The organism is Agreia sp. Leaf210, assembly GCF_001421485.1.
Taxonomy (GTDB): Bacteria; Actinomycetota; Actinomycetes; order Actinomycetales; family Microbacteriaceae; genus Agreia.
Genome location: NZ_LMKK01000001.1, coordinates 91,604 through 114,892, shown reverse-complemented (window position 1 = coordinate 114,892; position 23,289 = coordinate 91,604). Strand labels below are relative to the sequence as shown.

The 23,289-nt window shown below is 66.5% G+C and carries 24 protein-coding genes and 1 tRNA gene; 18 read left to right on the top strand and 7 right to left on the bottom strand.

Features of this window, described 5'->3' with window-relative positions; all coding sequences use genetic code 11:
• The first annotated feature begins 17 nt into the window (after positions 1-17).
• The 15 genes from ASE64_RS00565 to ASE64_RS00495 all read left to right on the top strand — a co-directional run bounded on the left by ASE64_RS00565 (position 18) and on the right by ASE64_RS00495 (position 12,539).
• Entirely contained in the window at positions 18-1,085 is a 1,068-nt protein-coding gene (locus ASE64_RS00565) for a permease (protein ID WP_156351579.1), read from the top strand.
• Positions 1,075-1,821: a TIGR03943 family putative permease subunit gene (locus ASE64_RS00560; protein ID WP_235480435.1), complete on the top strand. Its 747-nt coding sequence runs from the start codon at positions 1,075-1,077 to the stop codon at positions 1,819-1,821. Before ASE64_RS00565 ends, ASE64_RS00560 begins: the two co-directional genes overlap by 11 nt.
• The gene (locus ASE64_RS00555) at positions 1,811-3,172 is read left to right on the top strand and encodes an Ig-like domain-containing protein (RefSeq protein ID WP_156351578.1); all 1,362 of its coding nucleotides are present in this window, start codon (positions 1,811-1,813) and stop codon (positions 3,170-3,172) included. The genes ASE64_RS00560 and ASE64_RS00555 overlap by 11 nt, the downstream gene beginning before the upstream one ends.
• Positions 3,173-3,368: 196 nt before the next feature.
• A complete protein-coding gene (gene rplU / locus ASE64_RS00550) occupies positions 3,369-3,677 on the top strand; it encodes a 50S ribosomal protein L21 (RefSeq protein WP_044442947.1) in 309 nt (102 codons plus the stop codon).
• 14 nt (positions 3,678-3,691) lie between these two features.
• Complete coding sequence (gene rpmA / locus ASE64_RS00545) at positions 3,692-3,946, top strand: 50S ribosomal protein L27 (RefSeq protein ID WP_044442950.1); 255 nt, start codon at positions 3,692-3,694, stop codon at positions 3,944-3,946.
• Between the two features lie 92 nt (positions 3,947-4,038).
• A complete protein-coding gene (gene obgE / locus ASE64_RS00540) occupies positions 4,039-5,553 on the top strand; it encodes a GTPase ObgE (protein ID WP_055774473.1) in 1,515 nt (504 codons plus the stop codon).
• 11 nt (positions 5,554-5,564) lie between these two features.
• Positions 5,565-6,344 (top strand): glutamate 5-kinase, encoded by a 780-nt coding sequence (gene proB, locus ASE64_RS00535; RefSeq protein WP_200920107.1) that lies wholly within the window; start codon positions 5,565-5,567, stop codon positions 6,342-6,344.
• 10 nt (positions 6,345-6,354) lie between these two features.
• Entirely contained in the window at positions 6,355-7,623 is a 1,269-nt protein-coding gene (locus tag ASE64_RS00530; RefSeq protein ID WP_055774466.1) for a glutamate-5-semialdehyde dehydrogenase, read from the top strand.
• A 57-nt stretch (positions 7,624-7,680) separates the two neighbouring features.
• On the top strand, positions 7,681-7,902 hold the full coding sequence (locus ASE64_RS00525; RefSeq protein ID WP_055774464.1) for a hypothetical protein: 222 nt from the start codon (positions 7,681-7,683) through the stop codon (positions 7,900-7,902).
• 12 nt (positions 7,903-7,914) lie between these two features.
• A complete protein-coding gene (gene nadD / locus ASE64_RS00520; protein ID WP_082465812.1) occupies positions 7,915-8,517 on the top strand; it encodes a nicotinate-nucleotide adenylyltransferase in 603 nt (200 codons plus the stop codon).
• Positions 8,514-9,578, top strand: coding sequence for a hypothetical protein (locus tag ASE64_RS00515; protein ID WP_055774461.1), 1,065 nt, complete (start codon positions 8,514-8,516; stop codon positions 9,576-9,578). The genes nadD and ASE64_RS00515 overlap by 4 nt, the downstream gene beginning before the upstream one ends.
• Before the next feature lie 6 nt (positions 9,579-9,584).
• Positions 9,585-9,962, top strand: coding sequence for a ribosome silencing factor (gene rsfS / locus ASE64_RS00510; RefSeq protein WP_055774458.1), 378 nt, complete (start codon positions 9,585-9,587; stop codon positions 9,960-9,962).
• Positions 9,963-10,070: 108 nt separating this feature from the next.
• A tRNA-Ala gene (locus ASE64_RS00505) sits at positions 10,071-10,143 on the top strand.
• Positions 10,144-10,245: 102 nt separating this feature from the next.
• Positions 10,246-10,878 carry a TetR/AcrR family transcriptional regulator gene (locus ASE64_RS00500; protein WP_162234529.1) on the top strand — a complete coding sequence of 211 codons (633 nt, stop codon included), beginning with the start codon at positions 10,246-10,248 and terminating at the stop codon, positions 10,876-10,878.
• A 26-nt stretch (positions 10,879-10,904) separates the two neighbouring features.
• Positions 10,905-12,539, top strand: a complete 1,635-nt coding sequence (locus tag ASE64_RS00495; protein WP_055777181.1) for an MDR family MFS transporter — start codon at positions 10,905-10,907, stop codon at positions 12,537-12,539.
• On the opposite strand, the gene ASE64_RS00490 is transcribed toward ASE64_RS00495, so the two are convergent.
• On the bottom strand, positions 12,516-13,556 hold the full coding sequence (locus ASE64_RS00490) for an FUSC family protein (RefSeq protein WP_082465810.1): 1,041 nt from the start codon (positions 13,554-13,556) through the stop codon (positions 12,516-12,518). The two genes, ASE64_RS00495 and ASE64_RS00490, sit on opposite strands and share 24 nt — an antisense overlap.
• A gap of 39 nt (positions 13,557-13,595) precedes the next feature.
• On the opposite strand from ASE64_RS00490, the gene ASE64_RS00485 reads away from it, so the two are divergent.
• On the top strand, positions 13,596-14,111 hold the full coding sequence (locus ASE64_RS00485) for a MarR family winged helix-turn-helix transcriptional regulator (RefSeq protein ID WP_055774449.1): 516 nt from the start codon (positions 13,596-13,598) through the stop codon (positions 14,109-14,111).
• Positions 14,112-14,151: 40 nt separating this feature from the next.
• Entirely contained in the window at positions 14,152-14,976 is an 825-nt protein-coding gene (locus ASE64_RS00480) for a UbiA family prenyltransferase (protein WP_235480432.1), read from the top strand.
• A gap of 15 nt (positions 14,977-14,991) precedes the next feature.
• Here ASE64_RS00480 and ASE64_RS00475 read toward each other — a convergent pair whose 3' ends face one another.
• On the bottom strand, positions 14,992-16,167 hold the full coding sequence (locus tag ASE64_RS00475; protein ID WP_055774445.1) for a coiled-coil domain-containing protein: 1,176 nt from the start codon (positions 16,165-16,167) through the stop codon (positions 14,992-14,994).
• 49 nt (positions 16,168-16,216) lie between these two features.
• Positions 16,217-16,846: a mycothiol-dependent nitroreductase Rv2466c family protein gene (locus ASE64_RS00470; protein ID WP_055774441.1), complete on the bottom strand. Its 630-nt coding sequence runs from the start codon at positions 16,844-16,846 to the stop codon at positions 16,217-16,219.
• 164 nt (positions 16,847-17,010) lie between these two features.
• Between ASE64_RS00470 and ASE64_RS00465 the strand changes: the two genes are divergently transcribed.
• Positions 17,011-17,565 carry a YceI family protein gene (locus tag ASE64_RS00465; RefSeq protein ID WP_055774439.1) on the top strand — a complete coding sequence of 185 codons (555 nt, stop codon included), beginning with the start codon at positions 17,011-17,013 and terminating at the stop codon, positions 17,563-17,565.
• Between the two features lie 89 nt (positions 17,566-17,654).
• On the opposite strand, the gene ASE64_RS00460 is transcribed toward ASE64_RS00465, so the two are convergent.
• The 4 genes from ASE64_RS00460 to ASE64_RS00445 all read right to left on the bottom strand — a co-directional run bounded on the left by ASE64_RS00460 (position 17,655) and on the right by ASE64_RS00445 (position 23,161).
• Positions 17,655-18,602 carry an alpha/beta fold hydrolase gene (locus ASE64_RS00460; protein WP_235480430.1) on the bottom strand — a complete coding sequence of 316 codons (948 nt, stop codon included), beginning with the start codon at positions 18,600-18,602 and terminating at the stop codon, positions 17,655-17,657.
• Positions 18,603-18,681: 79 nt separating this feature from the next.
• Positions 18,682-22,149, bottom strand: a complete 3,468-nt coding sequence (locus tag ASE64_RS00455; protein ID WP_055774436.1) for a DNA polymerase III subunit alpha — start codon at positions 22,147-22,149, stop codon at positions 18,682-18,684.
• Positions 22,150-22,154: 5 nt separating this feature from the next.
• The gene (locus tag ASE64_RS00450) at positions 22,155-22,481 is read right to left on the bottom strand and encodes a DUF6504 family protein (protein ID WP_055774433.1); all 327 of its coding nucleotides are present in this window, start codon (positions 22,479-22,481) and stop codon (positions 22,155-22,157) included.
• Positions 22,482-22,585: 104 nt separating this feature from the next.
• On the bottom strand, positions 22,586-23,161 hold the full coding sequence (locus ASE64_RS00445) for a hypothetical protein (RefSeq protein WP_055774431.1): 576 nt from the start codon (positions 23,159-23,161) through the stop codon (positions 22,586-22,588).
• Positions 23,162-23,289: the final 128 nt, after the last annotated feature.

Sequence of the window (23,289 nt, the reverse complement as noted above, 5' to 3'; positions counted from 1 at the left end):
TTGTACTCTGGTGCCCGATGTCTTCCACCCGGTCCACCCTCGATCCTCACGCAGACGAGGCTGCCCACGACGAGCACGAGGGTCACACCCATTCGGCGTCGGTGACGGGTCGTCAGCTGCTGGTGCGCGTCGGCGTGGGCCTCGGCATCGTCGTTCTGTTGTTCGCCGTGCGCGCGCTGATCCCGGGCCTCGGGTGGAGCCTGCCCAACCGCATGCAGGACTTCATCACGCTCTCGATCAGCGTCATCGTCGAGTCGCTGCCGTTCGTGCTGCTGGGCATCGTGCTCGCGGTGATCGTGCAGGTCTGGCTCCCCGCGGGATTCTTCGACCGTATCCTGCCCAAGAACCCACTGGCCCGCAGAGCCTGCATCTCGCTCATCGGCATGCTCCTCCCGGTATGCGAGTGCGGCAACGTACCGCTGGCGCGCGGGCTCATCATCCGTGGCTTCACGGTGCCCGAGTCGCTGACCTTTCTGCTCGCGGCACCGATCCTCAACCCGATCACCATCATCACCACGCAGCAGGCGTTCGGGGGAGACCCGATCATCCTCGTCGCGCGACTCGTGGGGGGATTCGTCATCGCGAACACGATCGGGTGGCTCTACTCGAAGCACTCCGATCCGGACGCCCTGCTGACGCCGGGGTTCGTGCGGGAGTGCGCGATCGCGCATGACGAGTCCGGGTCACGACTCGTGCGCAGCCTGGCGATGTTCGTGCGGGAGACCACGGGGATCATGCCCGCGCTGATCATCGGCTCGCTCGTGGCCGGCGGCATCCAGACCATCGTGCCGCGCGACGTGCTCGTCGCGCTCGGCAGCAACCCGGTCTGGTCGGTGCTGGCGCTGATGGCCCTGGCGTTCGTCGTGTCGGTCTGTTCCAACGTCGACGCGTTCTTCATCCTGTCGTTCGGGGGCATCTTCAGCACCGGAGCGATCGTGTCGTTCCTGACCTTCGGCCCCATGATCGACGTGAAGATGCTGGCGCTGATGCGAACGACCTTCACGACGAAGACCCTCGTGCAGGTGTCCGTGCTCGTCGGGCTGATGGCCGCGGCGCTGGGGTTGGCGGTGAACGTTGTTGTTTGACAACCTGAGACAACGGTGGATCGGCGTCGTCCTGACCCTGGTGGCCTGCGTGGCCACGGTCTGGCTGTGGCTGAACGGCGACCTCGGTCTCTACGTGCACCCTCGCTACTTCGCGTTCACCGTCATCGCTGCGGCCTGCGGCATCGTGCTGGTCGTCGCGAGCTTCGTCGTGCGGGTGCCCGCCGACGACGCGACCGACGGCGGGCGTGCGCGTCGCGCGTGGCGGCGCGGCCTGTCGGTCGCGGTGGTCGTCGCGAGCGTCTTCGGCATCGGGGCGCTGATCGTGCTGCCACCCGCGACGCTCACCTCGGCCACCGCCGACCAGCGCAGCGTGAACAGCGGCACGGTGGTGGGTTCGGGCGCGCAGCAGGCCGCGGGCGACACGGCCGACTACGGCGTCAAGGAGTGGGCGACTGCTCTGCGCCAGAGCACGGATCTGCAGGGCATCGCCGGCAAACCGGCCACGCTCACGGGCTTCATCAGCGCCGACCCCGACGACCCCGACAACGTCTTCTTCATCACGCGCTTCTTCGTGACCTGCTGCGCGGCCGACGCCCAGCCCGTGGGTGTGCCGGTGTACCAGCCCGACTGGAAGTCGTCGTTGACCCTCGACGACTGGGTCGAGGTGACGGGTGCCTTCGATCTGAACCCGAGCGTCAAGAGCCGTCAGCCGATGGTCATCCTGCCTCAGCAGGTCAGCCCGGTCGACGAGCCGAGTGATCCCTATGTCTACTGAGTCGAGCGCCTCCGCACCCGTGCGTCGCGGATCGTTCGGTCGTACCCTCGCGGCCATGATCACCGTGCTGGTCGTGCTCTGCACCGGGCTCGCCGTTCTGACTCTGGGACAGGGCCCGAGGCTCGTGCGCTCCGACATCGACACCGACAGCGTGGTGCAATTGGCCCAGCAGCGGCTCTTGATGCACTCGAACGAACCGCTCGCGGAGATCGCCGCAGAGCAGGTCAGCGTCACACCGAGCATTCCGCTGACGGTCGCCACCGACGGAAGCACGCTCTCGATCACCTTCGACCAGCGTCTGCTCTACGGCACCGACTACGTGGTATCCGTCTCGGGCGTCACGAGCCCGTTCCAAGAGGCGGCGTCGACGTTCGACTACTCCTTCACGACGGGATCCCCGCCGATCTACTATCTGCAGAAAGGCGCCCCGGATGCGGCGGGTGGCGCCGACGACGCGATCGTGCGGACCACCGTCTCGGGAACGGCGAGAGACGTCGTCTACGCGGCCCCGCGCATCCAGGACTTCGCGGTGGTGGGGTCGAGCCTCGCGATCGCGACCGAGACCGCCGATGGCCTGTCGCAGCTGATGCTGGTGGCACCCGGACAGACGGCCGTCGAGACCCTTCCCCTGCCGACCCGCGGCACGATCACGCAGCTCGGCTCGTCGGTGAAGCAGGCGATGCTCGGGTTCCGCTTCACCAGCGTCGACCCGGCCGCCGGCTACTCGAACACCCTGCTGGTGTTCGACCTGCTCGCCAAGCACGCGTCGTTCACCCTGCCCGGCACCGTGATCGGCGAGGCGTTGCGTGTCGACCAGTGGCGCTTCATCCCCGACAGCACCCTGATCGAGACGACCGCCGGCGGGGTGATGTCGATCTACGACTCCGCTCTGCAGCAGGGAGCCGTGATCGGGGATTACGACAGCCTCGGAGAGGTCGCACCGGCGGGAAAGCAGTCGGTGATCGGTGGGCAGGGGGTGTTCCATACGCTCGACCTGCTGTCCGGTCAGGTGTCGCCGCTCGCCCCGATCCTTCCGGAGGGTGCGAGCGCCCTGGGCCTTCCCCTCCTAGGGCCCGACGGTTCGACGACCGTCTCCATGGCGTCCGCGACCGCCGATGACGGCACGACGAGGCAGATCGTCGTCCGCAGCGACAGCAGCGGTGCCACGATGGTTTTCGACACGGCCTCAGGGGATGCCCGAATCGTCTCCGTCGTCCAGTCGCCCAACACGCAGTACCTTGCAATCGCCGTGGAACCGCGCCCGGGGGCCGAGATCGTGACCTCTCTCGTCGACCGCTCGACCGGGGCCGTCGTGCGCACGCTGTCGGGCCTTCGCGTCACCTGGCCGTAGCCGGCGGTGGAGGCTGTTATGCTGTCGAGAGCGCAAAGACCTCGACCGAACCCTCGGGGGAAGGCGCTCATCAACGTGCTCCGGGTTTGACCGGAGCGCGAGCTTGACGTAAAGTTGTCCGTTGGCGCGCGCTTGGCTCAGCCCGCGTGTCAATCGAGTTTTGTGGGCATTCGCTCTCTAGAGAATAGGTACTGAAGTGGTTTACGCAGTTGTGCGCGCCGGTGGTCGGCAAGAAAAGGTAGAGGTCGGCACGATCGTCACCCTCGACCGCATCAAGGCCGACAAAGACGGCAACATCGAGTTGGCCGCCGTGCTGCTCGTCGACGGTGACAAGATCACCTTCGACGCCGCATCGCTCGCCAAGGTCACCGTCACCGCCGAGGTCCTCGAAGACCTCCGTGGCCCGAAGATCGTCATCCAGAAGTTCAAGAACAAGACCGGGTACAAGAAGCGCCAGGGTCACCGTCAAGACCTGACCCGCGTCAAGGTCACCGGAATCAAGTAGGGCAGGAAGAGCTAATGGCACATAAAAAGGGCGCGAGTTCCACTCGCAACGGTCGTGACTCCAACGCACAGCGTCTGGGCGTCAAGCGCTTCGGTGGCCAGGTCGTCGGAGCGGGCGAGATCATCGTCCGCCAGCGCGGCACCCACTTCCACCCCGGCGTGAACGTCGGCCGTGGCGGCGACGACACGCTGTTCGCACTGGCTGCCGGTTCGGTCGAGTTCGGACACAAGGGTGGCCGCAAGGTCATCAACATCGTGGCAGGCGAGTAGCACCACCTCGCAGGCACAGATGGCAGGGGCGGGCTTCGGCCCGTTCCTGCCATTCTTCGTTTTTCACAGAAACACCAACGTAAGGAGAGCAGATGGCGACGTTTGTTGACCATGTGACACTCCACCTCCGCGCAGGCAATGGCGGCAACGGCTGCGTGTCGGTGAAGCGAGAGAAATTCAAGCCCCTCGCGGGCCCGGACGGCGGAACCGGCGGCAACGGTGGCGACATCGTGCTCGTGGCCGACCCCGGCGTCACGACCCTGCTCGGATTCCACCGTTCACCGCATCGTCGCAGTGACAACGGCGGCCCGGGCATGGGCGACCACCGCAGCGGCACGAATGCAGACGAGCTCGTGCTCAGCGTGCCCATCGGAACATTGGTGAAAGACGCCGACGGCACCGAGCTCGCCGACATGACCGACGCAGGAATGCGCGTCGTCGTCGCCGAGGCCGGACAGGGCGGGCTCGGAAACGCCGCGCTGTCGAACACGAAGCGAAAGGCTCCGGGGTTCGCCCTGCTCGGCACGCTCGGCTTCGAGGGCGACATTCGGCTCGAACTGAAGGTCGTCGCCGACGTTGCTCTCGTGGGCTACCCCTCCGCGGGCAAGTCGAGTCTCGTCGCCGCACTGTCTGCCGCGAAGCCGAAGATCGCCGACTACCCGTTCACCACACTCCACCCCAACCTGGGCGTCGTCCAGGCGGGGGAGACCCGCTACACCATCGCCGACGTTCCCGGCCTCATCGAGGGCGCGAGCGAGGGCAAGGGGCTGGGCCTCGAGTTCCTTCGTCACGTCGAGCGGTGCACCGCGCTGCTGCACGTGCTCGACTGCGCCACCCTCGAACCGGGCCGCGATCCGATCTCGGACCTCGACATCATTCTCGCCGAGCTGGCCGCCTACCCGGTTCCCGAGGGTCAGATCCCGCTCATCGAGCGGCCGCAGCTCGTCGCCCTGAACAAGATCGACGTGCCGGAAGGGCGCGAGCTCGCCGACTTCGTCACCGCAGAACTCGAGGCGCGGGGATACCGCGTGTTCGAGATCTCGACCGTGAGCCACGAGGGTCTGAAGCCACTGTCGTTCGCTCTCGCGCAACTCGTCGAGGAAGGCCGACAGGCGCTCGTCGACGCGCCGCCGAAGCCTCGGCTCGTCATGCGCCCCCGCGCCGTCGACGAGGCCGGCTTCACCGTGCGCGTCGAGGGAGGATCGGGCGGAAACATCTACCGCGTTCTCGGAACGAAGCCCGAGCGCTGGGTGCAGCAGACCGACTTCACGAACGAAGAGGCCATCGGCTTCCTCGCCGACCGTCTGGCGAAGCTGGGCGTCGAAGACCAGCTCTTCAAGAAGGGCGCCCAAGCGGGTTCGACGGTCATCATCGGCCTCGACAACGGTGTGGTGTTCGATTGGGAGCCCACGATGACGTCGACGGCCGAGCTCGTCACCGCTCCGCGTGGCCTCGATCCTCGACTGCTCAAAGACGGACGACGCACGAGCAACCAGCGCCGCGAGGAGTACTTCGAGCGCATGGACGCCAAGGCCGAGGCCCGCGCAGAACTCGTACGCGAGAAAGAGGCGGGGCTCTGGCGCGAAGACAGCACGGACGAGGAGTGACCCGCGTCCGGCTGGCCGACCGCAGCGACATCGAGCGCGCGAGGCGCATCGTCGTGAAGGTCGGCTCATCGTCGATCTCCGGTGACAACGCCGGCCAGATCGCGCCGCTCGTCGACGCGCTGGCCACGGCGCATGGTCGCGGAGTCGAGATCATGCTCGTCTCATCGGGAGCCATCGCGACGGGCATGCCGTATCTGCAGCTCGATTCTCGCCCCACCGATCTGGCCACCCAGCAGGCGGCGGCGGCGGTGGGGCAGAACGTGCTCATCTACCGCTATCAAGACAGCCTCGACCGCTTCGACATCGTGGCCGGTCAGGTGCTGCTCACAGCCGGAGACCTCGAGAACCCCACGCCCCGTTCGAACGCTCAGCGCGCGATGGAGCGGCTGCTCGGTCTACGCATCCTGCCCATCGTGAACGAGAACGACACGGTGGCCACGCACGAGATCCGCTTCGGCGACAACGACCGCCTGGCCTCGCTCGTGGCCGAGCTGGTGCGGGCCGACCTGCTGGTGTTGCTCTCCGACGTCGACGCTCTCTATACCCGGCCGCCTCTCGAACCCGGCGCCATCCTGATCTCGCACGTGCCCTACGGCGACGAGCTCGACGGTGTCGTCGTCGGAGACGTGGGAACGGGGCTCGGTACGGGCGGTGCGACCACCAAGGTCTCGGCCGCGCGGTACGCGGCGAGCAACGGCACCGCGGTCATTCTGACGTCGACGCCGCAGGCCGCCCAGGCCCTGGCCGGCGAGCCCGTCGGAACCTGGTTCGACGCGGCCCCATCGTCGTAAACTGAGCGCCATGTCCCTTTCGACCCTGGCCTCCACGACGTTCACCGAGAAACTGGATGCCGCGCGCACGTCTGCGCGCAGTCTCGCGCAGGCCACGACGATGGTGAAGAACGGTGCCCTCACGGCCATCGCGGAGCAGCTGAGGGCGAACGCCTCGCGCATCAGCGAGGCCAACGATCTCGACCTGGCCAACGGCCGTGAGAACGGACTCGCCGCCGGGCTGCTGGATCGGCTCACTCTGAACGCCGATCGTATCGAGGCACTGGCGGCGGCGACCCTCGACCTGGTCGCGCTGGTCGATCCGGTGGGGGAGACCGTGCGCGGACGCTCGCTACCCAACGGCGTGCGCATCGAGCAGGTGCGCGTTCCGTTCGGTGTCGTAGGCGCCATCTACGAGGCGCGCCCGAACGTCACGATCGACATCGCCGCGCTGGCCATCAAGAGTGGCAACGCGGTGGTCCTGCGGGGCGGCTCGGCCGCCGAGAACACGAACCGGGTGCTGGTCGATCTCCTCCAGAGCGCGCTCGAGTCAGTCGGCCTGCCGCGAGAGGCCGCGCAGACGATCGACGAATTCGGGCGAGACGGCGCGACCGCTCTGATGACGGCCCGGGGATACGTCGACGTGCTGATTCCCCGCGGCAGCGCTGCCCTCATCAACACCGTCGTCAGCGAGTCGACGGTGCCGGTCATCGAAACCGGTGCCGGAGTCGTGCACATCTTCCTCGACGCCAGCGCAGACCCCGATATGGCCACCGCCATCGTGCACAACTCCAAGGTGCAGCGGCCGAGCGTGTGCAATGCGCTCGAGACGCTCCTGGTGCACGAGAGCGCAGCGGAACGACTGCTTCCCGGCGTGCTCGGTGCGCTCCGGGCATCCGGCGTCACGATTCACGGTGATGCCCGCACGCTCGCCCTGTTCCCCGATGCGATCGAGGCGACCGACGACGACTGGGCGACCGAGTACATGACGCTCGACCTCGCCGTGCGGGTCGTCGCCGATCTCGACGAGGCGATGGATCACATCCGCCACTACTCCACGCACCACACCGAATCGATCATCACCAACGACCTGTCGAACGCCGAGCGCTTTCTGCGCGAGGTCGACTCTGCCGCCGTCATGGTGAACGCCTCGACCCGCTTCACCGACGGCGGCGAGTTCGGCTTCGGGGCGGAGGTCGGCATCTCCACCCAGAAGCTGCACGCGCGTGGTCCGATGGGTCTTCCCGAGCTCACGAGCACGAAGTGGCTGGTGCGGGGAACAGGTCAGGTGCGCGCATAGCGGTATCCTTGATCGACCGCGTTATTTTCTGCGCGCCGCCGACGACGAAAGAGAACCATGTCAGTTGTGACCAGCCTGTTGGCCGAAGCTGAGGCCCACGTCGAATTGCCGTTCCCGGCCATCGTCTTCGGACTCATCGCCTTCGTGATCTTCATCGCACTGGCCGCCGTGATGTGGAGCTACCGCGATGTCGCCAACCGCCACCCGCGCAAGTCTGCCGCCTACGCGAGCAGCCACGATCCTCACGGACACGCAGACCGCACCGGCGCCGACCACTAGGTTTCGAAGAACGTGACCTCCGCGAGCGGGCGGCGTGCCCGGATCGGTGTGATGGGTGGCACTTTCGACCCCATTCACCACGGGCACCTCGTGGCCGCCAGCGAAGTGGCGCAGTCGTTCGACCTCGACGAGGTCGTCTTTGTGCCGACCGGACAGCCGTGGCAGAAGAAGGTCGTCACCCCGGCCGAGCACCGTTATCTCATGACAGTGATCGCCACCGCGTCGAACCCTCGCTTCACGGTGAGCCGCGTCGACATCGATCGGGTCGGCGACACCTACACGATCGACACCCTGCGCGATCTGCACGAACAACGGCCCGACGCAGACCTGTTCTTCATCTCGGGAGCGGACGCCATCGCCCAGATTCTGGGCTGGAAGAACGCCGATGAACTGTGGTCGCTCGCCCACTTCGTGGCCGTCTCCCGGCCCGGGCATCCGCTGTCCATTTCCGCTTTGCCGCATGAAGACGTAAGCTATTTGGAAGTTCCGGCTCTAGCGATATCGTCCACTGACATACGCGGCCGGGTGGGCCGGGGTTTTCCGGTGTGGTACTTGGTACCCGACGGTGTCGTACAGTACATCACCAAGCACCATCTATATCGGAGTTTTGAATGACGTTGTCTCCCGACGAGCAGCCGCTGACACGGCGCCAGCTGCGCGAACTCGAGCGCACCATGCCCAAGAAAGACCGGCAGGACGCCGCCAAGGTGCACGAAGAGGCAGCGCGACGCGCTGCCGAGGCCGACGCCGACACCGAAGCCCCCGTTGCTCCCGAGCAGGCATCCGAGACTCCGTCCGAGCAGGCAGAGGCCTCCGAAACCGAGCCGACCCAGGCATCCGACGCCACAGAGGTCGTCGAAGACGCCGTCGTCGTCGAAGAACCGACTCAGGCGATCCCCACGTTCGAACGTGAGACGCCTCAGCAGATGCCGCCTCCCGTCGGCGCACGCAGCGCATCCGACCCGATCTCGAGCTTCGCCCCCGAGGCCACCGAGTCGGAGCCCATCGTCGAAGAACTCGTCATCGACGAACCGCGAATCGACGAACCGCGAACGGACGCGTCGCGATCGGATGCCTCGCGATCGGACGACGTGCCGATCGACGACGACCCCGACGACGGAGACTCCGTCACGGAGATCACCGTCGAGTCGCTCTCGAGCGGTCCGATCCTCGCACCGATCTTCCAGCCGCCGACCGTTGTCCCCGACGAGCAGGCTCCGGCCAAGATCGACGACGCCGACGCCTCGTTCGACGACCTGATCTCATCGCGCACCGTCGGATCGACCAACTCGTCGCAGACCAGCGCTCTCGTTCTTCCCGCCGTTCCGAGCAGTATGGACATGGGTACGGCTCTCGACGAGACCGGTGAGGTCATCATCACCGGATCTATCGACCTGCCGTCGAGCATGGGCGCCAGCGGCGCTCCCGCTGCGGGCATCGAGTCGAAAGATCTCGATGCTCTCCTCGACATCGGTGAGACCGAGCAGAGCGGCGACGACGTCGCGCCTGTCAGCGCCAGTCGTGCCGTCAGCACGGGGGCGTCGAACAACGCTCTCGTCGCTCCTCCCAAGCGGGGCAGGGTCAACGTGCCTGTCGTCCTCGCGATCACCGCGGGTGTACTCGCGATCGGCGTCGTGGGCCTTCTGCTCGCCGCCTTCGTCTTCAGGATCTTCTAAATTCAATTGACAGCTTCAGCACGCTCCATCGAGCTCACCCAGATCGCGGCCTCTGCCGCCGATTCGAAGCAGGCCTCCGATCTCGTCGCCCTCGACGTGTCCGGTCCGCTTCCTCTTGCCGACATCTTCCTCCTCGCCTCCGGCCGCAATGAGCGCAACGTCGTCGCCATCGGCGAGGAGATCATTGACCGCTTCGCCGAGCAGGATGTCAAGATCCTGCGTCGCGAAGGACTCTCCGAGGGCCGCTGGGCCCTCCTCGACTTCGGCGATATCGTCGTGCACGTCTTCCACGAGGAAGACCGCATGTACTACTCGCTCGAGCGTCTCTGGAAGGACTGCCCGGTCGTTCCGATCGAGCTCGCCTCGAGCGAGGCCAGCGCCTGACGCTGACGACAGTCGGATCGCCTCTCGATTTTTCTTCAGGCCGATCCGTGTTGTAAGCTAGGCAAGTTGTTTCGGCCCGGTGCGAAAGCGCAGGGAGGGAACATGAACGGGGCTGTGGCGCAGTTGGTAGCGCACCTGCATGGCATGCAGGGGGTCAGGGGTTCGAATCCCCTCAGCTCCACCCCGTGAGAAAGACCCCGGCCTCGAGGCCGGGGTCTTCTGCGTTAATTGCCGTGATTCGGGCCGATTGCACTCTTCAAGTAAAAGTGCAAGACTGCACTCTGTGAATGAGAGTGCAACAGTCGATCGCCGCGAAGTGCGACGTGTACAGACGGCGTCGCGTCTCACCTCGATCTCTCGTCGCCTCACAGCCCAGCATGGGCTGGGTGGCTTCACTATCGAAGAGCTCTGTGACGAGGTGGGAGTCTCCCGCCGCACGTTCTTCAACTACTTCCGAACGAAGGAAGACGCGGTCATCGGAGCCGATCCCGAAGCCGAGTCCCAGACCTTCGCCGAGGAGTTCCTGGCCCGCGGATCGCGCGGCTGGCCTGTCGTCATCGACGATCTGCTCGAGCTTGCCATCCAGCACTTCGGCGCACTCGAGGGTACGGCCCGCGAGCACGCCGACTTCTTCGCCGCCCTTGAACGTGAGCCGCGGCTGCTGCAGCGCTTCATCGGCATGAGCAAGGAGCGCGAGCGTCAGGTCGTCGCTCTCGTCGCTCAGCGCGAGAACGTCCCCACCGACGATCTCCGCCCGCAGGCCGTCGTCCACATCCTGTTCGGTCTGCTGCGCAGCGTGGGCGAACGCGTGCACACCCTCGCTGGGCCCGATGAACTCGCCTCCATTCTCACCGACTCTCTCTCGGCCGCACGCATCGTGATGGCCGAACCCACTCCTCGAAAGGCCCACCCGTGACCACTGCCTCCACCTCCGAGAGGCCCATGCTCCTCACCAAGCGACGCATCTGGATCATCTTCGGCGCTCTCATCGCCGGCATGCTCCTGTCGAGCCTCGATCAGACGATCGTCTCGACGGCGATGCCGACCATCGTCGGTCAGCTCGGCGGCGTCGAGCACCAGGTCTGGTTGACCACCGCGTATCTGCTCGCCACCACCATCGTGATGCCCGTCTACGGCAAGTTCGGCGACGTTCTCGGTCGCCGCAATCTGTTCCTGATCGCCATAGCGCTGTTCACACTGGCCTCGGTCGGCTGCGCCTTCGCCGGGGACTTCACCCAGCTCATCGTCTTCCGCGCCATGCAGGGTCTGGGCGGCGGCGGCCTGATGATCCTCTCGCAGGCCATCATCGCCGACATCGTTCCCGCCTCCGAGCGCGGAAAGTACCTCGGCCCCCTCGGCGCGATCTTCGGCCTCTCCGCCGTCGGTGGCCCGCTGCTGGGTGGCTTCTTCGTCGATCACCTCACCTGGCAGTGGGCGTTCTACATCAACATCCCCGTGGGCATCGCCGCGTTCGCTATCGCCTGGTTCGCGCTCAGGCTGCCGAGCAAGAAGGCCACACAGCCGATCGACATCCTCGGCGTGATCCTGCTCTCGGCTTTCACCACCTGCCTCATCTTCTTCACCGACTTCGGCGGAGACAAGACCGATCACGGCTGGGCTGCACCCGAGACCTGGATGTTCGGAGCCGGCATGATCGTGGCCGCGATCCTGTTCGTCATCGTCGAGGCGCGCGCGAAAGACCCGGTGATCCCGCTCGCACTGTTTAAGAACCGCACCTTCGTCAACGCGACCCTGATCGGGCTCACCCTGGGCCTCGGCATGTTCTCCGCGATCGGCTTCATTCCGACCTTCCTGCAGATGTCGTCGGGAACCTCGGCGGCCGCATCCGGACTGCTGATGCTGCCCATGATGGCCGGCCTGATCGGCACCTCGATCGTGTCGGGAATCGCGATCACCCGCACGGGCCGCTACAAGCTCTTCCCGATCGTCGGAACGTTGCTGACAGCCGCCGCGATGGTCGCCATGACGACCCTGACCGCGGACACACCGATCTGGCTCATCTGCGTCTTCCTGTTCGTCTTCGGGGCCGGTCTCGGTCTCATCATGCAGGTCGTCGTCCTGGTGGCGCAGAACTCGGTGAACCCGTCGATGGTCGGCACGGCGACGAGCACGAACAACTACTTCCGCGAGGTCGGCGCGTCTCTCGGTGTGGCCGTCTTCGGCACCATCTTCACCACGCGCCTCTCGGAGAACCTCACCACGGTCTTCACCAACGCCGGGGCCAGTGCGTCGGATGCCGCGGCCTCGACGTCGACGCTCGACCCGCAGACGCTCTCGCAGCTTCCCGACAGCGTGCGCGATGGCATCGTCACCGCGTACGCCGACGCGCTCGCACCCGTGTTCTGGTACCTGCTGCCCTTCATCGGGCTCGCCTTCCTGCTCTCCCTCTTCCTCAAGCAGATTCCGCTGTCAGACGTGGCCGGGCTCGTCGCCCGAGGCGAGGCGATCGGCGGAGACGAGGCCGAGCGCCTCGAGGCCGACGAGAAAACGGGTGTCGCCGCCGGTTCGGCTACGGCAGAGTCAGGTCGTGCGTCACGGGTCGACGACCGTCGATGATCGGGAGCGCCACAGGAGCGTGAGTCCGATGCCGACGACCGCACCGAAGAGCGTCTCCACGAGGCGGTCGGCGATCAGTGCGCCGCCATCGACCGCGTGGGCGAGCTCGATCATGCAGAGGGCGAGCGGAGTGACGAAGACCATCGTCAGTCCGTAGTTTCGCCCGATGAAGAGCTCGGCGGTCATCTGCAACGCGACGACCACGGCGATGGTCGCGGGTGCCGGCAGATCGGCGGCGAAGAGCAGCGCCGCGAGGCCGAGACCGAGGATCGTCCCGAGGATCCGGTGACCGGCCCGCACGAGGCGTGCCGTCGCATCCGGCCCCGACAGGGCGGCGACGACGGCCACCATGGCCCAGTACGGATGTCCGATGCCCACGACGGTCGGAACGATTCCGGCGATGAGGATTCCCGTCATCAGTCTGGCGACGGTCGAGACGTTCTCGGGTCGAGCGATCGCGTCGCGGAACGAGATGGAGAAGGTCGAGCGTGGTCGGAGCCGTGCGGCCGGATGCGCGAATCCGATGACTCCGATGGCCAACGACAAAGCGGCGCTGGCGGATGCGACGACCAACGCCAGACCGATCGACGCGGGCGTGCTCGGCACGGATGCGCAGGCGGCGACGGCGAACGTGGCGAAGAGAGCGCCGGGCGGATGCAGGTCGGCGGCGTTCGAGACGATCGTCACCAGGGCGGCCACGATGGCTACGACGGGGACGACGATCCACTGTCGGGCCTCGAACACCCCGACGGTCGTTCCGATGACGACGGCCGAGACCAACATCGCCGCGGCGAGGGTCTGCATGCGCAGCCGGGGGAGGTGAGTGTGGTTGCGGCCGTAGAGCGCTGTGAACGCACCGAATGCCGCGTAGAGCGAGAGATCGAGATGACCGCTGAGCCACAGGGCGGTCAGAGGCACGGCCATCGAGATGCCGGCGCGTAGGGCAACGGTGTGGGCGCCTCCGTGCGGGCCGAACGCCACGAGATGGCGCGGATGGGGCAGCATGGATGAACTCATTGGGTATAGTTTACTAGTAAATTAGTTTGTGGAGGTTCGATGAGCAGTGCACTCGATGAGCCGGGCTCGGCGGGCGATGCGATCGATGCCATCCAGTCGGAGTGGCGTCGTCTCAGGCCGGATCTCGACCTCGCCGCGATCGGAGTGGTGGGCCGGGTGCTGCGCAGCGCCGCGTTGATCGTGGATCGCAGCGACGAGGTGCTCGCGGCTCACGGGCTCACGCGGGGGGAGTTCGACATCCTCGCCGTGCTGAGGAGATCCACCGCCCCGAGATCTCCGAGCGAACTGCGCACGATCTCCCTGGCGACAGCTCCGTCGACCACGAAGAGACTCAAAGGACTCGAGGGGCGCGGTCTGGTGGATCGATCGGTGAATCCGGCCGATGGGCGGGGTGCGCTGATCTCGTTGACGGCGGAGGGTCGTGACCTCGTCGATGAGGTATTTCCGCTGCAACTCGCAGCCGAGGACGCGTTGCTCGCGGGGATATCGGGTGACGAGCGCGTCGCGCTCGTGGGGTCGCTCACGACGCTCCTGGCGAGCATCGACCGATCCTGACGCGCGGTCTGTCCCTATAATTCGACGTATGCTCCGTGGGATGATCAGCGCGTCCCACCCGGGGCCGGCTGTGGCCGTCACCCTGGTCACGGTCATCCTCGCGATAGGGGTCGGTATCGACCCGGCGCGGGTCGTTCTCGTCGGTGCCGCAATGCTCGCCGGTCAGCTGTCGATCGGCTGGAGCAACGACTGGATCGATGCCGATCGCGATTCGGCCGTGGCTCGCTCGGACAAGCCGATCGCATCCGGACGTATCAGCCGCTCGGCGGTTCGCACGGCCGCCATCGCGGCCGTGATCGTCGCCGTGCCGTTGTCGCTCCTCCTGGGGCCGCTGGCCGCGCTGGTGAACATCGTCGGAATCGCCTCGGGGTGGAGCTACAACGCGTGGCTGAAGCGCACTCCGGCGTCGGGCGTGCCCTACCTGATCACCTTCGGAACGCTTCCCCTCTTCGTGACGCTGTCGTCGGCCGATCCTCGGCCTGCGGTGTGGTGGGCGATCGCTGTCGGCGCGCTCCTGGGCTTCGGGGCGCATTTCGCCAACGTCCTCCCCGACCTCGACGACGACGCGCGCACAGGGGTTCGCGGTCTGCCTCACATACTCGGCCGCCGGCCGTCTGCCGTCGTCGCATTCGCCTCGCTCGCCGTCGCATCGCTCGTCGCGTCGATCGGCATCGCTGCGTCGTCACCCGGACTGATCGTCGTCTCTGTGATCGGGCTCGTGGCCGGCGCGACGATAGCGGTCTCGGGGATAATTCTGGCCCTCACCAGGCCGCCGACGCGATTGCTGTTTCAGCTGATCATGGCCAGTGCCGTGGTCGACGTGATTCTGCTGACGACGGCCGGATCGAGCCTCGTCGGGCGCTGATCGGGGCCCGACCGATCAGTACCAGTGCGGCGAATTGCCGTTCCAGAACGCCAACGCGCTGCACGGCGATCCGTACCTGCCGCTGATGTAGTTGAGCCCCCAGGTGATCTGCGTCGCGGCATTGGTCGGCCAGTCTGGAGCCACGTCGGCCATCTTGTTCGCAGGCAGCGACTGGGGAATCCCGTACGCTCCGCTGTCGGGGTTGTACGCGTTGACGCGCCAGCCGGACTCGCCCGTCCAGAGGCGAACGAGACAGCTCTGCTGCTCGGCGCCCCAACCGTAGGAGCCCAGCATGTTGAAGGCGATCTGCTTCGCCTCGTCGGGTGACGCGACCGATCCGGAGTCGGGCACCCAGGCGCTGCCGTCGCCGCCGCTGTCGTTCGCCGCGGCCTCTGCGGCAGCCGCAGCCTCTGCGGCCGCTTTGCGCGCGGCCTCTTCGGCGGCCTTGGCCAGGCCATCCCGGTAGCCCTGCTCGGCTGCGGCGGTGGTGTTCTTCAGCGTCGCGAGCTGCTGGTAGAGGGTGGCGCTGTGCGCCTTCTCCTCGGCGACCTGGGCGTCGGCGGCGGCCTGTGCGTCTTCCGCCGCTTCGAGCGCCGTCTCCGCCTCGGTCGAGAGTCGGTCGCGTTCGGCCAACGCCGCGTCGGCCTGCAGCCTCAGTGACGACGCGTTGTTGGCCGCGATCTCTGCGGCGTCGCGCAGCCCCACCGTCTGCGATGTGAGCTGGCTCATGGTGCCGAGCTTGTAGAGCAGTTCTTTCGACTTGTCGCCGTTCAGCAGCAGGTTCACCGTGCCGTTGTCGCCGCCGGACTTGTAGAGCTGCGCGGCGATCTGACCCACCTGTCGCTTCGCAGTGTCGGCTTTGGCGGATGCCTGGGTGGCCCTGGTCTCGAGGTCGTCGGCCGAGGTCTGCGCTGCGTCTCGGTTGTAGGTCGCGACGAGGTACTCCTGGCCGCGCTTCAACGCCTCGTTGCTGAGCGTGGTGGCCGTGGCCTCGAGCTCGTCGAGTAGTCCGGTGATCCTGTCGGCCTCCGCCTGAGCGCTGGCTTCGTTCTGCTTCGCCGCCTGCACGTCGTCCCACGAGGGGTAGTCGGCGGCGCGCAGGGGGCCGGCGGTGGCGCCCGTCAACGGCACCGCGACGAGCGCGGTGACCGTCGCGAGCACGCCGAAGAATCTCAGAACGGAGTGAGCCATGATCTCCAGGGTAGGCGAAGCGTTTTCGAATCCCGGGATTACCGGGACTTTAGGAGAAGATCGGGTCGCGGGTGCGGCTGCGCTTGAGCTCGAAGAACCCGTCGTACGACGCCGCGGCGACCACTCCATCCCAGAGTGCGAGCGCCTGCTCGCCCTTCGGCGCGGGTGAGATCACGGGGCCGAAGAACGCGACGCCGTTCACCGCGATGATCGGAGTTCCGACATCGGCACCGACCAGGTCGATGCCGCTGCGGTGGGACGCGCGCAACTCCGCGTCGAACTCGAACCGGCCCTCGGCATCCGGAAGAGCGCGATCGGCGATCGACGCGCCGAGACCCGCCTCTGCCAGCGACTCGGCGACCACGGCCTCGACGTCGGTCGCCCGCTCGTCGAGGTGGATGCGCCGACCGAGAGCGTCGTACAGCGGCTTGAGAGTCTCTTCGCCATGCAGGGCCTCGGCTGTCGCGACGACGCGGGCGTAGCGCAGGGCGCGCGGGAAGAAGGCCCGGTAGTCCTCGGGCACGTCGTTGTTCTCGTTGAGGATCGCGAGGCTCATGATGTGCCAGTGCACGTCGAGGTCGCGATGGGCGGCGACCTCGTCGACCCAGCGGCTTGTCATCCATGCCCATGGGCACGAGGGGTCGAACCAGAAATCCACGCGTGTGTTGTCATTCGTCATTCTGCAATCCTCTCAACTGCCGCCCCACTGTGTCGCCGCATGACGACATTCACCGGCTATTCAGGATCTCGTTTCACCGAAGTGGAATAATCACCGTGGTACATGCATTTGTATCGAAGTGGGTTCTGACCCACTCCCTTCTGTCTCAGACGAAAAGAGAAATCATGACCGACACGATCACCATCCCGGGTTACAAGGCCGGCACCTGGACAATCGACGCTTCGCACTCCGAGGTCTCGTTCAGCGTTCGCCACCTGCTCATCAGCAAGGTCAAGGGCAAGTTCGAGAAGTTCGACGCCACCTTCACCACGGGCGAGAACCCCCTCGACTCCACCGTCACGGCCAAGGCCGAGGTCGCCTCGATCAACACGAACGACGAGAACCGCGACGGTCACCTGCGCACCAACGACTTCTTCGACGCCCCCACCCACCCCGAGCTCACCTTCGTCTCGACGGGTATCCGCTACGAGGGTGGCGACTTCCTCGTCGACGGAGACCTCACGATCAAGGGCGTGACCAAGCCGGTCACGTTCGACCTCGAGTTCGGTGGATTCCAGGACGACCTGTACGGCAACTACAAGGCCGGACTGACCGCGACGACCAAGATCAACCGCAACGACTTCGGTGTCAGCTGGAACGCTCCCCTCGAGACCGGCGGAGTCCTCGTCGGCGACGAGGTCACCATCACGATCGACCTTCAGGCCTCGCTCCAGAAGTAGTCCTTCCGCGGGTCCTCCGCGTATCGAAGCCGTCGTCCGGAATCACCGGGCGGCGGCTTCGTCGTTTCTGAGCGGGGATCGTCGGGGCGTCAGGAATCCGAGCGCTTCGAGCGTCTCTCGCGGACGCTCGACATGGGCGAAGTGGCCGCAATCGCCGATCTCCGCCAGCGTGGCGAGGGTATCGCGCGGAGCAGTCCGGTGAGGTCTCGAGAGGGAACGAACGAGTCGGCGTCGCCTCGAACAGCCCAGACGGCGCACCGGATGCTCGCCCAGCGTTTGGCCGGATCGTATCCGCGGGTCGCTTCGGCGGCGCGGACGAAGCTGTCGGGGCGAACCTCGAGTGCCAGAGCATCGACGACCGAGCGGGGTACGCGCAGCGGGTGCCGGAAGAGCGGGCTGACGGCGAGGCGCAGCAGTCCGATCTTCTGCACGGCGTGTACCAGCCCGACGCCCCGATCCCCGCCCATCCGGAGCAGACGGAACACGCCGAGTAGAAGAGTGAACCCGGGAACGGCGCCGAACGATCGCAGCGGATGCTCGACGCTCGCCAGCACCGAGAAGGTGGTCGCCGAGACGAGGCGCACGGCCTCGACGTGCGCCGGTCGGATCGATGCGAGGTGCAGGGCGATGAAGGCCCCCAGTGAATGGCCCGTGATGTCGGCTCGGGTGTATCCGAGGTGGGTGACGACCTGCCACATCACGTCGGCCAGCGAGTCGAGGGTGAGACGCGACCGGATGCGGGGGCCGGGCGAGTCACCCCACCCGGGCAGGTCGACGGCCACCACATCGGTGAGCGGTTCGCCGGCGGCGCGAGCCGCAGCGAGCAACGGCGTCCAGGTCGTCCAGCTTCCGGCCGCTCCGTGCAGCAGAAGGATCGCGGTCGATGCGGTTCGGGTCGGCGATCGATGCACGCGGATCGGGCCGAGCTCGGTCTCGATGGTGTCGACCACGAGCTCGGCCTGTGCGGGCACGGCATCGAGGCCATACGGAGCGTAGGGCTGGATGGAGGCGGGGCCAGCCGCGTCGGAATCAGTCATGTCGAGGGTTGTTCGTTCGCGTACCCCCGTGCGGATTGCCGACGAGGCCTCATGACTCGGCGGTCATCGACTCCGGGGTTCACGATGCCTCACGCGCCTGACGCTGCTGCGTCTGCTGCCACTGCGCCCACAGCGCCTTCAGATCCCAGGCGTTGCTCGCCTCGATCGAGATTCCGCGTTCTCCCGTTCGCCGCGTCTTTCCCTGGATCACCATGAGCTTCGTTCCGAAGAGCAGAGGTCCGGCCCGGTCTTGGGCCTCCTCGAAGAATGTGGAGTCCGAGCACCCCGAGCCGTCGTCGAGGCTGATGAACACCACTCGTTTGCCGCTGCGCATCGGGGGAGTCTGGGTCGCGACGCGGATTCCCGCCACCAGCACGGTCGTGCCGTTCCAGCAGTTGAGAAGCTCGCTCGCAGGCAGGACGCCGAGCTCGTCGAGCAGGGGACGGTAGCTCTCGATCACGTGTTCGCTGATCTCCATCTGCAGCACATCGAGTTCGGTCGCCACCCGCTCGATCATGCTCGGCGGCTCAGCGAGCTCGGTCAGCTGTTCTCGGTCGTCGACGAAGATGGGCAGGGTCGGCTGGATGTGCCGGGTCGCGGGACGCTTGCCCCTCGCGATCAGCTCGCGCACTCGCGCCATCACATCGCCGCGCGATGCAGCTGCATCACCCACGGCCTCACCGGGCGCGGCCAGTGAGTCGAGAGCGCCGACCAGGCCCAGCCGGGTGAGCAGGGCGCGTGACGGCGCGGCACGCTGGTAGAAGTCGCCGATGCCGACGTAGGGCTGGTTCTCGAGGATTCGCTCGAGTTCGGCCGCGGTGATTCCATGCACGTCGCTGAGCGAGAGGCGGATGCCGAGGATCACGTCGTCGGGATCGGCGAGCACCCCGTGCGATCGGGGCGGCTCGATGCGCTCGACCGTGTAGACCTCGCGAGAGGCGCTGACGTCGAGCGGCAGGATCGGCACACCCATGCGTCGGGCCTCGGCGAGCAGCAGCCGTTTAGGGTACATGCCGGGGTCGTGGGTGAGCAGAGCGGCCACGAACTCGGCCGGGTAGTGCGTCTTCAGCCAGGCGCTTTGGAACGTCGGCAGGGCGAACGCTGCTCCGTGGGCCTTGCAGAAGCCGAACGAGCCGAATCCTTTGAGCACGGCCCAGATGCGCTCGATGGCCTGGTCGTCGTAGATGCGCGCGCCGTCGCTATCGACGTTCGCTGCGGTCTGTTGACGGAATCGCTCTTCGACACGAGCCTCTGGGTCGTCGATCGTTCGTCTCATCTCGTCGCCTTCGGCGAGCGAGACGTTCATGCAGGCCGCGAAGATGCGCAGGATCTGCTCGTGGTAGATGACGACGCCGTAGGTGCTTTCGAGGAAGGGCCGGAACGTCGGGTGCAGATACTGAGGTTGGGCGAAGCCGTGCTTCGTGTCGAGGAAGGGCGCCACCATGTTGCCCTTCATCGGGCCGGGGCGGAACAACGAGATGTCGGCGATGAGGTCTTCGAACTCGGTGGGCTGCATCTTGCCGATCAGTTCGCGTTGGCCGGGACTCTCGATCTGGAACATGCCGAGGGTGCGGGTGGTGCGGATCGCCTCGAAGGTCGCTTCGTCGTCGAGGGGAATCTCGTCGAGTTCGATGATGCCGTCTGCGCTGACGTAGCGCGCGTCGACGGGCAGGCCGCCCGCGTGGGCCGTGCGACGACCGTGAACACGGTGGATCTCGGACACCGCATAGGCCAGCGTGCTCTGCATGCGCACACCGAGGACGTCGAGCTTCAGCAACCCCGCGTCATCCATGTCGTGCTTGTCGTACTGGCTCATGGGCAGGCCCATGCCACTGGGTTGCACGGGTGTGGTGTTGAGAAGCTCGTCGTTGCCGAGGATGACGCCGCACGGATGCATGCTGATGTGCCGGGGAAGGCGGTCGAGTCGTTCGGTGAGATCGACGAGCATGTCGATCTGGGCATCGTTCTTGACCAGGGCGGCGATCTCGCGGAGTTCGGGCTTCTCATCGAGCACCCGACGAAAGTCACGCGCGTTGAACCGCCAGAGGTTGGTGGCGACGAGATCGATCTGGGCGTCGTCGAGCCCCAGGGCGAGTCCGGCATCGCGCGCGGCGCCGCGGGCCCTGTAGGTGTTCTGCATCGACATGAGGCTCACCCGGTTCTGGCCGAAACGCTCGAAGATCGCCCGATAGATGTCGTGCCGCCTGGCCGATTCGACGTCGATATCGATGTCGGGCAGAGTCGATCTCTTGTTGCCGAGGAAGCGTTCGAACAGCAGATCGTGTCGGATCGGATCGACGTTGGAGATGCGCAGTGCGAAGTTCACCAGGCTTCCGGCTCCGGAGCCGCGCGCCTGGTTGCGCACGTTCATGGAGCGCATGAGCGACGACACCTCCGCGACGGTGAGGAAATAGCTGGCGAAGCCGAATCGGCCGATCGTGTCGATCTCTGTGTCGAGGCGGGTCTTCAGCGACTCGACCTCGCTCGATCGTGCATCGGCATAGCGCTCGAGGAGGCCGGATTCGCTTCGTCGACGCAGCTCGACGAGCGGGTCGCCCTCGATGCCGAGGACCGTTTGCGAGGGAAGCTTGGGTCGCCGCCAGGCGAGGTCCTCACGCGGGTCGAGTCGGCAGGTGTCTGCCAGGCGCTCTGTGCTCGAGAGCAGCTGCTCGGCTGCCGATCGGGGCAGCGCAGAGTGGTCGACGATGAGAAAAGCGAGTCGCCTCATGGCATCGGCCGACTTGAGCCAGGCCTGGGCGTTGGGTTGAGGCTGGAATGCGCCGAGGGGGCGGAGTCTGTCGGCCGCGTCGAGCACATCGCCCGTGACCGCGTCGTCGGGTCTGAGGTAACGCACGGCGTTGCTGAGCACGGCCGGCACACCGACGCTGTCGGCGAGTTCGAGCATGCGCGCGGCGTGGCGGATGCTCGCGCGCTCGCCCGGTTCGGTGAGGTGGCACACCACCTCGACCGCGATCGCGCCGGGCAGCAGTCTCTTCCATTCGGCCAGCATGGATGCCGCGAGTGAGAGATCTGCCGCGGCTACCGCCTGCGCGACGTCGGAATCAGGGCCGAGCAGTACCGTCGCGACCGGGCCGGACTCCCCGATGAGGAACCCGCTGGGACGGGAGCGCTGAATGCCGACATCGTTCGGACGCCGCGGCATGCCGTCGCCTGCAGGGCTGTGGGCGGCACTGATCAGCCGACAGAGTGCAGCCCATCCCTCTCCGGAGTTGTGGCCGTGCGCCAGGACCGTGATGCGGGCCGGCGTCGAGGACGGGGGAGCCGGGGAATCGGCCTGCCTGCCCGGGGTCGAGGCTCGCGCCGATCTCTCTGGCAGCAGAGCCAGGTCGACGCCCACGACCGCGTCGATGCCCGCGGCTATGCAGGCCCGCACATGCCGGATGGCGCCGTAGAGGCCGTCGCGATCGGTGATGGCCGCGACCTCGGCGCCGTCGCTCACAGCGGAAGCGACCAACGCCTCGGGCTGGGATGTTCCGAAGTGCGAGGAGTAGGCCGAGGCGACATGCAGGTGGGTGAATCGGGGCATCGGCGTCAGGCGAAGAGCTGCGTGTCGAGGACATCGTCGAAGGCGCGGGACATGTGCCACTCGCCCGGCGCAGAGCGCAGGGCGAGATCGAACGTGCCGTCGCGGCGCGGCATACCGGCGGTGAGCGGCACGGCATCGACGCGCCACATCTCACGATCGATCAAGGCCTCGCCCGTGCCGAGAGAGGCCCTGCCGTCGAGCAGCCACCAGGGTCGTCGCGCGAACCAGCGTTCGGGTGCGCTGATGACTCCGTAATGCACCCCGCGCCACTCGAATCTCAGGGGAGAGCCGTCGTCGGACAGCTCGACGGTGACGGGTTCTTCGATGTTCATGGCCGCTCTCCAATCGGGAGACATTCGAATATATCTTCTATATTCGAAGTGTACGAACCGGCACCGACATCCGCCACTCGCCCCGGCGTGGCGTGCGAGCGCGACTATGCGACGGTGTGCACGACACCGCCGACGACGACGCCGAGAAGGGTCGTCCACCCGATGATGGCGAGACCCTGCCAGAACAGCACGCGTCGCGCGGCCACTCCCGACGCGGTGAGCATCGTCGCCGTGAACTGCGTCGGCAGCAGCAGAGGCCCGAGCAGACTGACTCCGGGAACGCCGTAGCGGTCGAGCGCGCGCTGGAATTTCACCCAGCGAGCCGTCTTTCGGCCCGACTCCGGTGCATCCACGTCTGCGTTCTCGTCTGCGCTCTCGTCATGCGCCCCGGGGCCGGCGCCGACCAGGGTCACGTCGCGGGCCTCGGCCCTGCTTCTTCGGTGGCTCACGATCGCCGAGCGTGTTCTCGAGCTCAGCGTCACGAGCACGAGTACGCAAAGGAAGTTGCCGGCGATACCCGCCAGCACGGCGGCCACGGGATGCACTCCGCCGATGACGCCGATAACGGCGGCCCCCTCGCCTTCGATGAAGGGCACGGCGCCTGCCAGGGCGACGATCAGCGGTTGAACGAACTCCGGAACCTGGGCGACCAGATCCTGGAAGCGGGGGATGAGGTCCATGGTGTGACTCCTTCTCGTGTGGCGGCACCCGGATCGACGGTGCCGGTGTCATGGTCAAGCCCAGCGCACGAGCTGCCCCCTCCGACAGTGTCGGTCTGTCACCTCCTGTCGGGTCTTATGCCCGCCGC